Raw genomic sequence first — 15,029 nt, forward strand, 5'->3', positions numbered from 1 at the left:
GTTACCGTCCTGTTATTGAGTAAAATGTTGCACACCCAACTCGTCGGGTTGTGATGCGTTTTGCTTAGCAAGAATGCTTTGTGGTGATACTGCCACACGTAATCCCATGTCCTTTTCGCGTCTTATTACTTCACCGCGAAGGGAGTTAGTCCATACGTCTGTGATCTTGACATCGACAAACTCACCAATCATATCCGGCGTGCCTTCAAAATTAACCGCCCGATTATTCTCCGTGCGACCGGTTAGCTCCATAGGGTTCTTTTTAGATGGCCCTTCAACCAAAATACGTTGCTCTGTGTTGAGCATGTTACGTGCAATGCGTACAGCTTGTTGAGTAATGCGTTGCTGCAGTAGATAAAGACGCTGCTTCTTGGTGTCTTCGCTGACATCGTCAACCGCGTCAGCGGCCGGTGTTCCGGGTCGAGCGCTGTAAATGAAGCTAAAACTGATATCAAAATCCATGGCCTGGATGAGATCCATTGTAGCTTCGAAATCAGCATCAGTTTCTCCTGGGAAACCAATGATAAAGTCTGAAGACATACTGATATTAGGGCGGATTTTTTTCAGTTTGCGGATTTTAGACTTGTATTCAAGTGCAGTATGACCGCGCTTCATCAAGTTAAGAATGCGATCAGAGCCGCTTTGCACAGGTAAATGCAAATGGTCGACTAACTCTGGAATCGTCTCATAAGCGGCAATAATGTCCTCAGTAAATTCAACAGGGTGTGATGTGGTGTAACGAATGCGATCAATACCGTCTATACTGGCTACCAGCTCAAGCAATTCCGCAAAGCGGCAGATGCTGCCGTCGTAATGCTCGCCGCGAAATGCATTAACGTTTTGCCCAAGGAGGTTAACTTCACGCACGCCTTGCTCTGCTAGTTGAGCAATTTCAAACAGCACGTCATCAACGGGACGACTTACTTCTTCGCCACGTGTGTAAGGGACAACACAGAAACTGCAATATTTGGAGCAACCTTCCATAATGGACACAAAGGCCGTCGGCCCATCAGCGCGGGGTTCGGGCAAACGGTCAAATTTTTCGATTTCAGGGAAGCTGACATCAACCACGGCTTTTTCGCCCCTGTTGACTTTCTCAATCATATCCGGCAATCGATGCAGGGTCTGCGGCCCAAATACCAAATCCACGTAAGGCGCACGTTTACGAATATTGTCACCTTCCTGAGAGGCAACACAACCGCCCACGCCAATGATAAGGTCAGGCTTGTTTTGTTTAAGGTTTTTCCAACGGCCCAGCTGATGAAATACTTTTTCCTGCGCTTTCTCACGAATAGAGCAAGTGTTAAGTAAAATGACATCCGCTTGCTCAGCCTCTTCGGCTAGCGTAAACCCTTGTGTTGCATCCAGAAGGTCAGCCATTTTTTCCGAGTCGTACTCGTTCATTTGGCAACCCCAGGTTTTGATATACAGCTTTTTACCCATACGGTGTTTGTCGAAACCTTTTAATTAAAAATACCATTGTTGCTGAATTTCGCTTGCCACCCTTCCGAGGCTGGAATGCCAAGGCAGAGCCCTTAGGGCCGGGTTTACGGCGTAGTAGCTGTAAACCTTTCCAATAATGGGCGCGTAGTTAATGACAATGGCCATAAGCTTAAAAAACAGCCCGATATTTTACGCTTTTTTGAAGGGTTTAGCCAGCCTGTGAAATGCGTTAAAAATCGGGATGAGAATCACAGAGTAAATAGGTAAACTGACAGTGAATTTGTAAGGAGCACAAGCCGGTTGAAATACGATTTTTGTGTAGTAGGAGGAGGCATGGTGGGGTCTGCGATGGCGCTCGCTGTTGCAGCCTTGGGACATCAGGTAGCTTGGGTAAGTGGTCCCTCCGTCAAACCTTTTAACCCTGTGTCTGAGCCAGATGTGAGAATGTCCGCCTTGTCAAAGGGGTCAATTGACTTCCTAATGGGGTTAGATGCCTGGTCGTACGTTACAGCTATGCGATGTAAACAATACGATACATTAACAGTGTGGGAGGGGGATGCTTCACCAGCCTCGTTTTACGCCAGGGAAATGGGCTCGGACTATCTTGGGTATTTTGTTGAGAATCGCCTTGTGCAACTGGCCTGTGAGCAAGCGTTGAGTCACTATTCTAATGTGCATAGAGTTGCTGACTGTCAGGTAGTGTCCTGTGAAGGAACGGCCCCGATCAGAGTAGCTTTGCAAAATGGAGACACCATTGAGGCTAACTGGCTGATTGGTGCAGACGGAGGACGATCTGTGGTTCGCCACCAAGCTGGTATTCTTACATCCGGGTGGCAATATACGCAGCAAGCCATGGGAATTATTGTTGAGCTGACAGAAGACAGTGGCAGCGAAACCTGGCAGCAGTTTCATCCCACAGGGCCTCGGGCATTATTGCCTATGCATGATAAATTTGCCGCTTTGATTTGGTACGACGACGCGCACCGGCTTAAGGCGATTTCCGCGTTAAATGAAAACCATTTGGTCAAAGAGATTACAGCCAATTTCCCTGCGCGATTACCAGCAATCGATCGGGTAGTGTCGTTTGCTCAATTTCCTCTTACTAGGATGCATGCTCGAACTTACATGTCTGGTAACACGCTATTGGTAGGCGATGCGGCCCATTTGGTTAATCCTTTGGCAGGCCAGGGTGTTAATATGGGCTTTGGCGATGCAAAATGTCTGGCTAAAGTAATGGGCGAATACAATCCTCATTCCCCTTATGCAGCGGTGTTTGTCGATAAATTGAAAACCGCATTTGCCCAAAAACGCCGAAGAGAAAACACCACTATGATGCTGACCTTAGACGCTGTTTACAATGTGTTTAAAGTACCTGCTGAGCCGGTTAGGTTACTCAGGCAGCTTGGTTTATTTGCGGCGCACAGGAGTGGGCCTTTGAAGACGGCAGCACTTAAACGCGCTGCTGGATTATTAGATTTTTAAGGAGTAGTAATGACCTTGCTCATTATTCTGGGCGTGTTGTTTGTTACATTAGCAGTCACAGTCACCTTGCTTGAAAAGTCGTCTTTTCGCATGAAGAGCGAAGACATGGCCAAGTGGACCAAATGGATATGGCCCTTGGTGTTTATTCTGATTATTGTGCAATTCATTCAAATGGCATTTTAGTCTTTGTTGTCCCAAATGCCGGTTTCTGAACTTCCCTGAATGTCACAATCTCCAGTTGTGTATTCAGGCAGCTCTCCCTTATCTCTTTTAGCAAAGTAATCTTTACTGATATTGACGATTGTGGGGGTCATCCACACAATGGCGATGACATTAATGAATGTCATTAGCCCCAATGCCATGTCGGCCATGGCCCATACTTGGGGTAACGCGGCCATACTGCCCCACAGGATCATGCCCAGGTAACCCGCAGTATAAAGCGCGCGGCCTAGTTTATTGTCCAGTCTAAACAAATGCAGGTTGCTTTCACCATAGGCATAATTTGCTACAACAGAGGTAAAGGCGAAGAAGCAAATGGCTGCTGCAACAAAATCAATACCGCCTGAACCTAAATGTGCGCTCATAGCCGTTTGTGTCAGACGAATACCTTCAGCCTGGTCGCCTGCAAAATCGCCGGCTAGTAAAATAATGAAGGCAGTACAGGTGCACAGGACCATAGTGTCAAGAAATACCCCTAGCATTTGTACATACCCTTGTGATACTGGGTGATTAGGATAGGGCGAGGCACTGGCTGCTGCGTGGGGCACACTACCAGAGCCCGCTTCGTTGGAGTATAAACCCCGTTGAATTCCTGCCTTCAACGCCGCGGCAAAGGCGCCAGCAGCGGCTTCCTGCAAACCAAATGCTGACAGAACAATATCTGAGAGGACGCCAGGTAAAAGCGCAATATTGGAAAAGGTGATAAAGAGTGCCACTATGACATAAGCAATTCCCATAAAGGGGACCACCCATTCAGAAAATCTGGCAATGGCGCGCAAACCTCCAATCACAATTAGGCCAGCGACGAATATAATCACTAATCCACTGTGTAGAACCGGAATATCATACGCATTATTTAGCGCATCGGTAATGGTATTCGCTTGCACAGCACTAAACACAAACCCGTATCCAAAAAATAAGCAAAGTGAAAAGGCAATGGCCAGCCAAGTTTTGTTAAGCCCTTGCTTTATATAGTATGCCGGGCCCCCACGGTACTCACCGTTTTCGTCTTTTACTTTGTAGAGCTGGCCCAGCACACTTTCGGCGAACCCAGTGGCCATGCCGAGTAGGGCAATAACCCACATCCAAAAAATGGCCCCTGGTCCACCTAATGAAATGGCTAATGCTACACCCGCTAAATTACCTGTACCGACACGCGCTGACAAACTGGTACACAAGGCCTGAAATGAGCTGATCCCTTGTTTATCACTTTTGGTACTGCCCTTGAGCAAGCTGAACATGTGTCCAAAATGACGCAGCTGAATGGCTCTCAATCGCCAGGTAAACCAAAGGCCGCAACCCAATAGCATGTAGATGAGTACTTGCCCCTGACCCCAGAGGATGTTGTTAACAAATGAGACGATTTCTGACATGTTATTTAATCCTATTGTATCGAGGTTCAGCATCAAGCTAAGTTTCTGCGTAAGTATTTAATAGTATTGAATTTTTGAGAGGTGTAAAGCAAAAAACGCCGGTAGCGTGAACTATCGGCGTTTTCAATATGGCTGGGGTAGCTGGACTCGAACCAACGAATCGCGGGATCAAAACCCGCTGCCTTACCAACTTGGCTATACCCCAAGTGTCAGGTCGCGACTAACTATGTAGATTGCAACACAACAAGAAAAATGGCTGGGGTAGCTGGACTCGAACCAACGAATCGCGGGATCAAAACCCGCTGCCTTACCAACTTGGCTATACCCCAGTAGTGGTGCGGAAGGAGAGACTTGAACTCTCACGCCGTGAAGCACTGGAACCTAAATCCAGCGTGTCTACCAATTCCACCACTTCCGCATGGTCATCATTTCTGATGCTTGGTGGCTACGGCGGGACTCGAACCTGCGACCCCATCATTATGAGTGATGTGCTCTAACCAGCTGAGCTACGTAGCCTCCAAAGGGTTACTCCTGTCTCGGAGTGGCGCGTATTATGCGTATCAGATTAGGCATCGTCAACCCCTTTTTTAGTTAAATCTATAATGGGATGATCAAACGATTATAATCTGACCAAGTGGGCGAGGTTGTAACCAGTTTTGATATCCTCGCCCTTAATCACTCGCTGCCAAGCAGGTCTTTAAGCTTGCTTTTAGCTTTCTCTTCTAATTCCTGCTTTTTCTCATCTAATTTTTCTTTCGCTTTTGCTTTGGCAGCATCCTTGAGTCGTTTCTCTGCCTCATTTTTCGCCTGTGCAATGATGTTGTCGAGCATTTTTTCTACAATAGCGGCACCAACCTGATCGGCGGGTAATCCGTTAGGTTGACCAATGGCTCCGGCGCTAAACGTGGGGAGTGTGATGTCGTAAGTCCTTTGATCAACAGGCAGGTTAAATTCGCCTGTGTCCAACTGTTCAAAGTTCAGTTTTAATTTTACTTTTGTTATCTGTACATCATCGACAATAACCAAAGGATTTGGGCCCGCGCTTGGCTTAGCGGGTGCTGAACGTTTGGGTAAAACTTGCTGAATATTGTCTTTTAATACGAGTAAATTTCCTTTTCCTTTTCCTTTTGCGTCAACTTCATAAAGCACTTCTGGCGCATTCACACTGATTGTTTGAACCGTGTAGGGCTCCTCTGAAACCTGGCCAATATCAACAGCAACTGATGAAAAAGAAAATGCACTTTGTTCGCTAAAACCACTAGGATTGGCTACATTAAAGTCGCTAAGGGTCAATTTACCTTCGGTTATGGCTAACTCTGCGCTAGCTAATGTGACCGATGTGCCGAGATACCGAGTCCCCTGAGTTTCTACCTGTTGCTTAATCAAATCTCCAGCGCTGCCGAGCAAAAAGACAATGCCTCCAATCAATAAGGCTACGAATACCACAATTGCAATTAATACTTTTTTCATCGCTTATCCCTGAGTTGCTGTTGATTGTCGTCAGGATAGACGAGGTATTTAAGCTAAGCAATAACTGGCAACACCTAACTTGCTTTTGTTCAAGGGTAGTAGCTACATTTAAGTGAAGTTTAGAATTTTATGCTGGCACAGAATGCGGACGTATGTTGCCAACCAGTCTTGGTCGCTGACACTTAGCCTTATCTTGTCATTATCGGTGGCAATTTGTTTCTTTTTTATGATGAACGTCAGCTGGTCATTCTTTATGGTGGGAGTAACTGCCATAGTGTGGCCTGCAAGCAGTGCTGCCTGTGCGTTTTTTATGGCGTTTCCCCGCCGTTATTGGGGGCCATTGGCAGTGGGTGTTGCCGCAGGCTACATAACTGGGCTGAACCAGACTGGAATGGGCTACCCTTTGGAACAATTGGGATACCTGCTAGCCAATCTAGCGGGTATTATTGTTGCGGTAGACTTGTTTAAACGCATCTACCCTACCAATGTCAACTTTCAGACATTAGAAGAAAGTTTTTCGTTTATCGCGCTAATCTGTGTGCTTAATGCAATTATATGCAGCGCCTTGGCCTTGGCCGTAGACAGTGCCGCCGCGGGCAGTTTCACGATAGGTGAAAAAAACCTTATTTGGCTCGTAGGTAATATCGTGACTAACTTTGCCTGTACCTTGCCATTTTATTATCTTCTTGTCAGGCTTCAAAACGCTGGGAAAACCTCATCTTGGAGTCGTTTGCGATCTGCCGAACTTATCATTTTATCACTGGTGACAATACTGGTGATGGCTGAAGTGTTTGGGCATCAGCATAACAGCAAGTTTAACCTTGGTTTAATCTTTACCTTGTTTCCTTTGGCAGTATGGGTGGCATTGCGCTTTAGCCATTTTGTATTGTCTCTTTGGATAATGTTTGTCTTTTTAACGTCTGCATTTTTTACCGCATTAGGTGTTGGTCCTTTTACTTATATTTTCGACGAGATGACCTATTCCATTTTCTATATGCATTTGTTTTTGTTTATGGCCTGCAGTACTGCCATGATCATAGGTGCTATAAACACACAAATGCGACAAAAAGCAGAGACGATCAGTGAATTAAATAAGAAGTTAGCAGAGCTATCTCATTTAGACCCGTTAACCAAGATTGCCAATAGGCGGTGTTATGATGATGCGTTTTATGTTGGTCTGAAAGACGCCAATAGCAAAAGTAAACCGCTTACACTGATCATCGTTGATGTAGACCATTTTAAACTGTTCAATGATCACTACGGGCATGCGGCAGGCGATCAGTGCCTAATTAGTGTGGCAACAGCAATCGCAGAAAATCTTGTGCGAGAATGCGATATTGTAGCCAGGATTGGGGGGGAGGAGTTCGCCTGCATTCTTCCAGATACTGATCGGCAAGGCGCAGAGCATGTCATGCGTAATATCCAGAAAAGTGTGGCCAAACTGTCTATTCCGCACGCCGTATCGCCAGTTTCAGATTTTGTCACTGTGAGTATGGGAGCGAGTACAAAACGTTCCTCATGTAGCAGTGATAAGATGGCACTTTTTCAGGCTGCTGATGCGGCGTTATACAAAGCCAAAGACAACGGCAGAAACCAGTTTGTTGGCGTTGATATTCATCAGAAGTAAAAAAGCCGCTTGGTAAACAAAGCGGCTTTTTTCATTATACGTTGAAGCGGAAGTGAATAACGTCGCCGTCTTTGACGATATAATCTTTGCCTTCTAATCGCCACTTACCCGCATCTTTTGCGCCTGACTCGCCATTAAATTCAATATAGTCGTCAAAGCCGACAATTTCTGCTCTGATGAATCCTTTTTCAAAATCAGTATGAATCTTACCAGCAGCCTGCGGTGCGGTAGAACCAATAGGATAAGTCCAGGCTCTGACTTCTTTTGGACCGGCAGTAAAGTAAGTTTCAAGGGTTAGTAGATTGTAACCGGCCCTTATAACACGATTAAGCCCGGGTTCTTCCAAGCCCATGTCCTGCATAAACTCTTCTCTGTCTTCATCGTCAAGCTCAGCAATATCAGATTCGATAGATGCGCACACAGCGACGACTACGGCATTTTCCTCTGCGGCTAGTGCTGTTACCTTGTCAAGGTGAGGGTTGTTTTCGAAACCGTCGTCGTTAACGTTGGCAATATACATAGTTGGCTTAATCGTTAACATATTCATGTAAGAAATCGCTGCCAACTCCTCTTTCTCCAAAGAAAGCGCACGCAAAGGCAAGCCTTCATCCAAATGAGGTTTAATTTTTTCTAGTACTTTCAGTTCGAATTTGGCGTCAGCATCGCCGCCTTTGGCTCGCTTGCCCACGCGTATAAGGGCTTTTTCAGTGGTTTCTAAATCAGCCAAAGCCAATTCAGTGTTAATCACTTCAATATCGTCCAATGGACTCACTTTACCCGATACGTGCACAATGTTTTCGTCTTCAAAACAACGAACAACATGACCAATTGCGTCTGTTTCACGAATATTGGCAAGGAATTTATTTCCCAAGCCTTCACCTTTTGAGGCGCCCGCTACAAGACCCGCTATATCCACAAATTCCATAGTGGTTGGGATCACGCGTTCAGGTTTGACGATAGCGGCAAGTTTGTCCAGGCGAGTGTCTGGCACAGGTACCACGCCGGTATTTGGCTCGATAGTACAAAACGGGAAATTTGCTGCCTCAATGCCCGCTTTGGTTAATGCATTAAAAAGCGTTGATTTACCTACGTTAGGTAAGCCGACGATGCCACATTTAAAACCCATGATTTGGTTCCTGTGTATGAATCATTTAAACAGTTGGTTTATAGGAGTGAAGCCGGTTTTGTGCCAGTTTCAACCCGTCTTGCAATAAGATATCTGTACACCTTATTGCTTCGTCTATCACACCTTCTATGGCCAGTTTGTCTTGTGACGACGGTTTCCCGAGCACATGACCAGTTACGCGACTTTTATGTCCCGGATGACCAATACCTAATCTAAGGCGCAAAAAGTCTTTGTTATTGCCAAGCCTTGCAACAATGTCTCTGATACCGTTTTGGCTGGAACTGCCGCCTATTTTAAACTTTGCAATTCCCGGATCTAAATCCAGTTCGTCAAAAGCAACCAGAATGGATTCAGGTGCAATGCGATAAAAGTTGGCTAGGGCTGCAACTGCCTGACCACTTTTGTTCATGTAAGTAGTGGGTATCAGCAGACGGATATCTTTGCCTTGTAGCGTTACCCGACCGGTAAAGCCATAAAACTTAGCGTCGTTTGTAAGGGAGGTGTGGTGCGTGCGGGCAAATTCTCTTACGAACCACTCACCCGCATTGTGTCTTGTGTCGGCATATTCTGAGCCTGGATTACCCAGGCCCACAATAAGACGAATGTCAGGACAATCGTCAGACAATCTGATTATTCCTCAGAAGCGCCTTCTTCGCCTTCTTCGTCGTCTGCAGCAGAGGCAGCTCTAGATGGCTTGATGGTCACAACAGCCAAGTCGTGATTTTCGTCACCTTTGGCCAATTCAACAGATGCTACACCAGCTGGAAGTTTAATGTCTGACAAGTGAACGGTTTGGTCCATTTCAACTGCCGCAACATCAACTTCGATGAACTCAGGCAAGTCTTTAGGAAGACAAGTGATTTCAATTTCATTCACGTGGTGCTCTGCCACACCGCCAGCCTTAACTGCTTCATTCTTGTTTTCATTCACAAAGTGTAGAGGAACTTGAGTATGAACTTCTTGACCTGCAATAACACGTTGGAAATCAAGGTGTAGGATTTTAGGCTTATACGGGTGGCGTTGTACGTCTTTAAGTAAAGCTTCAACAGGCTTTCCGTCGATATTCAAGGTAAGAACGTGAGAATAAAACGCTTCGAATTCTTGTGCTTGAAGTACTTTATTGTGTTCAAGTGTTAAAGAAACGGGGGCTTCTTCACCACCGTAAAGGATCGCAGGCACTTTGTCAGCGTGACGTAGGCGGCGGCTCGCACCTTTCCCCAAGTCTGTACGCACAGCTGCATCCAGATTGAAAATTGCATCAGACATTGTTATGTCTCCAAGTAAAAAAGTAAAATTTCAGTAGGTTTTTGCGACCAAAACCTACCTGTTTTTATTGCCCCGAATTTAAAGGGCGGCGAATTCTAGCATTGAGGGAAGGGGAACTCAATCTTTGTTTGTGCGGCGCAGGTTATTATTGTTGTCGCGGCTCTGTTTTATAGCGTCGTCGCTGTGCATGTAATGACTTTTAGCGAGCCTGTCATACAAAACTACATTGACGGTAGCCGCTAAATTCAGGCTGTTCGCCGTAGGGATATAAACCACGTCATCGACATCATCAATAACAGTTTGCGAGACGCTGCCGTCTTCAGGGCCAAAAATGTAAAAGGCATTTTCAGGATGAGAGTAGGCTGGGAGCGGCGTTGCTCCCTCTACAAGCTCTATAGCAATGGTGCTCGCACCTGCGGGCGCCATACTAAGCAGGTCATCAACGCCAATATGAGGAATATGCAAATGCGCATTTTTGGTATCGGAATGAAAATCTTTTGCGTAGCGAAATCTCTGCCCAGTATAAAATACTGACGACCCACCAAAACAACCGCATGCCCGCAAAATAGCGCCCACATTGGTGGCTGATTTGGGGTTAATTAACCCAATGGAAACAGTATTAATTGACAAATCAGCGCCTGCAATTATTTCTCTGACTGATGTTGAGCGTTGTTGTCTTCTAGCACTGTGATATGAGACAGCCTAAAAGGTATGCCAAACTGTGTGGTCGTCATAACATTGGGCTGTGGTATACCCTCAATGCGAACGTTTAATCCATCACGGCGATATTGTTTTTCAAGTCCTAAAAGGGTAAATCGTGCGCCCTGATTGTTTTCGAAGGCGTAGAACCCGCCTTCAAACGATTTGTATACAATAAAGCCAATATGAGTTTGTGTAGCTACTTGCACGTTATCCTGCCCACTCGACGAAGCACTGGCTTTTTCCGTGTCCGCCAGTGGCATCGATGACATAGCGTCGCTTTGCTCAGCGTTATCGTCCTTTTTTTTAGCTTCGCATGCCGCCAACGCAACAATACAAATCAGTGTGGTTAACACAAAACGCATCGGTTCTACTCCCTGTAAAATAAGCGTTGTTTAATAATCAAACATTGCCGAAATTGATTCTTCATTACTAATACGACGAATGGTTTCTGCAAGCATCTCTGACAGTGTAAGCTGTTTAACTTTACCGATACTACGCATTTCTGGCGCTAGCGGAATACTGTCAGTTACGATAATTTCGTCAATCACAGATTCTTGTAGATTTTTTGCTGCATTGCCTGAAAATATAGCGTGTGTCGCATAGGCGAACACGCGTTTTGCTCCGTGAGATTTCAGCGCTTCTGCTGCTTTTGCAAGCGTGCCGCCTGTGTCTATCATGTCGTCTACTATGATGCAGTCTCTGTCTTGTACATCACCGATAATGTTCATTACCTGAGCAACATTTGCCTTGGGGCGACGTTTGTCGATAATTGCTAAATCAGTATCATTAAGCAGTTTTGCTGTTGCGCGTGCTCTTACCACGCCACCGATATCTGGTGAAACAACAACAGGATCAGCAAAATCGCGTTTAAACATATCGTCAAGTAAAATAGGGGTACCAAAAGCATTGTCTACAGGCACATCAAAGAAACCTTGTATTTGCTCGGCGTGCAGGTCTATGGTCAATACTCTGTCTACCCCGACATTCGACAAGAAATCTGCAACAACTTTCGCGGTAATAGGTACGCGCGCAGACCTGACACGGCGATCCTGGCGAGCATAGCCAAAATAGGGGATAACCGCAGTGATACGCCCCGCAGAGGCACGGCGCAGAGCGTCAATCATCACGATCAATTCCATTAGGTTATCGTTAGTCGGCGCACAGGTAGACTGGATAATAAAAACGTCCGAGCCTCGGACGTTTTCATGAATTTCTACGCTTATTTCACCGTCACTGAAACGGCCAACGCTGGCATTACCTAATTTGGTATAAAGACGATCGGCGACTTTCTGTGCAAGTTCGGGGACTGCGTTACCTGCAAAAAGTTTCATATCTGGCACAAGTGTTTCCTCGGTGCGTATCAAGCTGAATAGATGGCTGGGGTAGCTGGACTCGAACCAACGAATCGCGGGATCAAAACCCGCTGCCTTACCAACTTGGCTATACCCCATCAGGTTAATTGTAGTCTTAAATGCTGTACTGCTTTAATTGTTTTAATAACGGTGATGTATGTACGCCCTGTGCAATAAATCCGCTCCACTGAGACGGAAGCTGCTTAAGGGTTTTTTCAGCAGATATTCTGTCAGAAAATACGGAAAACACACATGCACCAGTGCCAGTCATTCGCGACGGGGCGAATTGTAGCAACCACTGTAATAATTTTGCAACTTCAGGATGCCTTTTACAGACAATTTCCTGGCAATCATTTTGGGTGGCATTAAAAGAATAGTGCTGCGAAGAAATGACGGGCGTTTTTCTGGGCAAATCAGCGGCTGTAAATATAGCTTGTGTACTCACGTGTACATTAGGGTGAGCAACTAAAAACACGGTGTCGGGTGTGGTGATATCGGTGAATTTGTCTCCGGTACCCTCTGCAAAGGTGGTTCTGCCGTGGATAAATACAGGTACGTCCGCACCTAGCTGCTGACCAAGTTCAATCAGTTCCGATTGATTCAATGCAGTTCTCCACATGCTATTGAGTGCACAAAGTGTGGTGGCTGCGTTGGAAGAACCTCCGCCTACACCGCCACCCATGGGGAGTCGCTTATGAATATGTAACTTGGCCCCTTCAGTGGTTCGCGTTTCGGTCTGAAGCAACTTTGCAGCCCGATATACCAAGTTTTCATGATCAGCCACCCCGGATATTGATTGTGCGAGTGAAATCTCGCCTGTATCACTTGTCTCAACACCAATTTCATCTCCGTAATCAAGCATTTGGAAGACGGTCTGAAGCGCATGATATCCATCTTCATAGCGCCCCGTAATGTGCAGAAACAAATTGAGTTTAGCTGGGCTGGCCCACCAGGTTACTGCCATGATGTCACCTTGAGTTTTATAAAAGCATTGGGTTGCGAAAGGTCGGTAAGTGTCAGCGAATTTGGAAGTATCAAACCGTCAAAGTCAGCATAACTGTTGTAATGCACTTCCCATTTGCGACATGGGAGGCAGGTTGGTCTGAGTGTCTCAATATAGCCTTGCGCATTGAGCGTTATTTTGTCGTGGTCGTCAGGAAGTGCTTTTATCCAACGTCGAAGCTGTTGCACGGGAATGTCTAGCCCCGCAATGTCGGCTAACAATTGCTGTGCATTGTCACCTTGATAGACTTCCCCATCGGCTTCCAAAACTGTAAGCACGGGTGTGATATCGAGGCTAAGAATGGACACACCCAATGAACTAGTAAGTTTCAACGTGCTGGTGTCTGCAGATGTTTGCCAGCGAACACGAGCACTAAAGCCCTCGTCTTGTTGTTTATAGGCTAATCTGCCTTTTAACTCCCACTGAGAAAATGCCTTCAGACGAGACTCTTGCAACCGCCAGCCGCCAGTTGCAGCCAGTGATGCATTATCAATAGAAGGTTTGGTCGCACATGCTGAAACCAGACTGATAAATAATAAAAAGGTGATATGACGCAGGTAATTGGCCACAAAATAACCTAAATAATAATAACCAAGAGTTTAATGGGAACAAAAGCTGTCGCAACTTTCAATCATTTTGCGTTTTTCGTACAATGCCGCTCCAGACTCATCTTGACCAGAAGTAATGACATTCACTGCCCTAGGAATTAACCACAAAACTGCGCCTGTCTCCTTGCGTGAAAAAGTTGCATTTACGCCAGACTCCATGGCTGATGCGCTGCAAGCGCTTCGTGCGCTCAGTGGTATTCGTGAAGCTGTGATACTGTCAACGTGCAATCGCACCGAACTTTATATTCATCACGAGGGGGTGGCGCAATCCAGCCTGAGTCAGTGGTTGTCGACATTTCACAAAGTAGACAGCAAAAATATTGAAACACACCTTTATACAGAGCAGGACGAGGCAGCACTGAGTCATCTGATAAAAGTGGCAAGCGGACTGGATTCACTGGTGTTGGGCGAGCCACAAATTTTAGGTCAAGTGAAACAAGCTTACAACGTGGCGAAGCAGAACGGTGCCATTCATCGTCATTTTGACAAGTTGTTTCAGCACGTATTCTCCGCTGCAAAAAAAGTACGCAGTGAAACCGATATTGGTGCAAATGCTGTGTCTGTGGCGTTTGCGGCAGTGCAGTTGGCGAAGCATATATTTTCTAAACTCAATAAGTTGTCAGTGTTGCTCATTGGTGCAGGAGAAACCATAGAATTGGTAGCGAGGCATTTGCAAGACGCTGGGGTTACACAACTTACCGTTGCCAACAGAACGCGCGAGCGGGCTCAAAATCTGGCCGAACAGTTAAGTGCAAATGTAATCACTTTGGCACAAATGCCTGAACATTTTCATCAGTACGACATTGTAATCAGCTCCACCGCCAGCCAGCTGCCTTTAGTAGGAAAAGGGGTTGTTGAAGACGCATTGAAAAAGCGTCGAAACCAACCCGTATTTCTGGTCGACCTTGCGGTGCCAAGAGATATTGAATCGCAGGTAAACGAACTTGATAATGCGTATTTATATACAGTGGATGATTTGCAGCAAATTGTGGAGGCGAATCTGGCTTCCAGAGAAGAAGCGGCGATTGAAGCACAGGAAATCATCAATCAACAGGTACAGTCATTTATACAATGGCAAAACAGTCATGAACAAATCGACTTGGTAAAAACGTATCGGGAGCAGTGTTTACATACCCAGCAGCAATTTCTTAGCAGAGCGCTGAATCAGTTGCAGGAAGGTCGTGACGCTGAAGAGGTTGTAAAAGAGCTGAGTCACAAATTGAGCAATGCACTTATGCATGCACCGACTAAGCTATTAAAAGATAGTGGGTTAAATAGTATGGCGGGTGTATCCGACAAGCTGATAGCCCACTTTGAATTGGATAAGTCCTCACCGGTAAAGCCCGACAAGGACTAAC

The 15,029-nt window shown here is 45.9% G+C and carries 15 protein-coding genes and 5 tRNA genes; 4 read left to right on the forward strand and 16 right to left on the reverse strand.

Going from position 1 to position 15,029, the window contains the following annotated elements:
* Window positions 1-12: 12 nt before the first annotated feature.
* Window positions 13-1,443: a tRNA (N6-isopentenyl adenosine(37)-C2)-methylthiotransferase MiaB gene (gene miaB / locus DRW07_RS06375; protein WP_124027067.1), complete on the reverse strand. Its 1,431-nt coding sequence runs from the start codon at window positions 1,441-1,443 to the stop codon at window positions 13-15.
* A gap of 300 nt (window positions 1,444-1,743) precedes the next feature.
* Between miaB and DRW07_RS06380 the strand changes: the two genes are divergently transcribed.
* Together DRW07_RS06380 and DRW07_RS18270 are read left to right on the forward strand one after the other, a co-directional pair.
* On the forward strand, window positions 1,744-2,925 hold the full coding sequence (locus DRW07_RS06380) for an FAD-dependent monooxygenase (RefSeq protein ID WP_165870427.1): 1,182 nt from the start codon (window positions 1,744-1,746) through the stop codon (window positions 2,923-2,925).
* Between the two features lie 9 nt (window positions 2,926-2,934).
* Entirely contained in the window at window positions 2,935-3,108 is a 174-nt protein-coding gene (locus tag DRW07_RS18270) for a hypothetical protein (protein ID WP_165870428.1), read from the forward strand.
* Here DRW07_RS18270 and DRW07_RS06385 read toward each other — a convergent pair.
* The 6 genes from DRW07_RS06385 to DRW07_RS06410 all read right to left on the reverse strand — a co-directional run bounded on the left by DRW07_RS06385 (window position 3,105) and on the right by DRW07_RS06410 (window position 5,987).
* Entirely contained in the window at window positions 3,105-4,517 is a 1,413-nt protein-coding gene (locus tag DRW07_RS06385; protein ID WP_124027069.1) for an alanine/glycine:cation symporter family protein, read from the reverse strand. The two genes, DRW07_RS18270 and DRW07_RS06385, sit on opposite strands and share 4 nt — an antisense overlap.
* A 129-nt stretch (window positions 4,518-4,646) precedes the next feature.
* A tRNA-Gln gene (locus tag DRW07_RS06390) sits at window positions 4,647-4,722 on the reverse strand.
* A 48-nt stretch (window positions 4,723-4,770) separates the two neighbouring features.
* Window positions 4,771-4,846, reverse strand: a tRNA-Gln gene (locus DRW07_RS06395).
* 4 nt (window positions 4,847-4,850) lie between these two features.
* Window positions 4,851-4,935, reverse strand: a tRNA-Leu gene (locus DRW07_RS06400).
* Between the two features lie 21 nt (window positions 4,936-4,956).
* Window positions 4,957-5,033, reverse strand: a tRNA-Met gene (locus DRW07_RS06405).
* A 159-nt stretch (window positions 5,034-5,192) separates the two neighbouring features.
* A complete protein-coding gene (locus tag DRW07_RS06410; RefSeq protein WP_124027070.1) occupies window positions 5,193-5,987 on the reverse strand; it encodes an AsmA family protein in 795 nt (264 codons plus the stop codon).
* Window positions 5,988-6,129: 142 nt separating this feature from the next.
* Between DRW07_RS06410 and DRW07_RS06415 the strand changes: the two genes are divergently transcribed.
* On the forward strand, window positions 6,130-7,614 hold the full coding sequence (locus tag DRW07_RS06415; RefSeq protein ID WP_124027071.1) for a sensor domain-containing diguanylate cyclase: 1,485 nt from the start codon (window positions 6,130-6,132) through the stop codon (window positions 7,612-7,614).
* A gap of 34 nt (window positions 7,615-7,648) precedes the next feature.
* Here DRW07_RS06415 and ychF read toward each other — a convergent pair whose 3' ends face one another.
* From ychF to lolB, 9 genes are all read right to left on the reverse strand, one after another.
* Window positions 7,649-8,740 carry a redox-regulated ATPase YchF gene (gene ychF, locus DRW07_RS06420; protein WP_124027072.1) on the reverse strand — a complete coding sequence of 364 codons (1,092 nt, stop codon included), beginning with the start codon at window positions 8,738-8,740 and terminating at the stop codon, window positions 7,649-7,651.
* A 25-nt stretch (window positions 8,741-8,765) separates the two neighbouring features.
* The gene (pth, locus tag DRW07_RS06425; protein ID WP_124027073.1) at window positions 8,766-9,365 is read right to left on the reverse strand and encodes an aminoacyl-tRNA hydrolase; all 600 of its coding nucleotides are present in this window, start codon (window positions 9,363-9,365) and stop codon (window positions 8,766-8,768) included.
* A 5-nt stretch (window positions 9,366-9,370) separates the two neighbouring features.
* A complete protein-coding gene (locus tag DRW07_RS06430) occupies window positions 9,371-10,006 on the reverse strand; it encodes a 50S ribosomal protein L25/general stress protein Ctc (protein WP_124027074.1) in 636 nt (211 codons plus the stop codon).
* Window positions 10,007-10,123: 117 nt separating this feature from the next.
* Window positions 10,124-10,636, reverse strand: a complete 513-nt coding sequence (locus DRW07_RS06435; protein ID WP_124027075.1) for an RNA methyltransferase — start codon at window positions 10,634-10,636, stop codon at window positions 10,124-10,126.
* A gap of 14 nt (window positions 10,637-10,650) precedes the next feature.
* A complete protein-coding gene (locus DRW07_RS06440) occupies window positions 10,651-11,070 on the reverse strand; it encodes a hypothetical protein (protein ID WP_124027076.1) in 420 nt (139 codons plus the stop codon).
* A gap of 30 nt (window positions 11,071-11,100) precedes the next feature.
* The gene (locus DRW07_RS06445) at window positions 11,101-12,048 is read right to left on the reverse strand and encodes a ribose-phosphate pyrophosphokinase (RefSeq protein ID WP_124027077.1); all 948 of its coding nucleotides are present in this window, start codon (window positions 12,046-12,048) and stop codon (window positions 11,101-11,103) included.
* Between the two features lie 34 nt (window positions 12,049-12,082).
* Window positions 12,083-12,158: transfer RNA gene (locus DRW07_RS06450), tRNA-Gln, on the reverse strand.
* 17 nt (window positions 12,159-12,175) lie between these two features.
* Entirely contained in the window at window positions 12,176-13,024 is an 849-nt protein-coding gene (gene ispE / locus DRW07_RS06455; protein ID WP_124027078.1) for a 4-(cytidine 5'-diphospho)-2-C-methyl-D-erythritol kinase, read from the reverse strand.
* Window positions 13,015-13,632: a lipoprotein insertase outer membrane protein LolB gene (lolB, locus tag DRW07_RS06460; protein WP_124027079.1), complete on the reverse strand. Its 618-nt coding sequence runs from the start codon at window positions 13,630-13,632 to the stop codon at window positions 13,015-13,017. The genes ispE and lolB overlap by 10 nt, the downstream gene beginning before the upstream one ends.
* 115 nt (window positions 13,633-13,747) lie before the next feature.
* Between lolB and hemA the strand changes: the two genes are divergently transcribed.
* Entirely contained in the window at window positions 13,748-15,028 is a 1,281-nt protein-coding gene (gene hemA, locus DRW07_RS06465) for a glutamyl-tRNA reductase (RefSeq protein WP_124027080.1), read from the forward strand.
* Window position 15,029 lies beyond the last annotated feature (1 nt).

This window comes from Paralteromonas sediminis (assembly GCF_003820355.1).
GTDB lineage: Bacteria > Pseudomonadota > Gammaproteobacteria > Enterobacterales > Alteromonadaceae > Alteromonas_F > Alteromonas_F sediminis.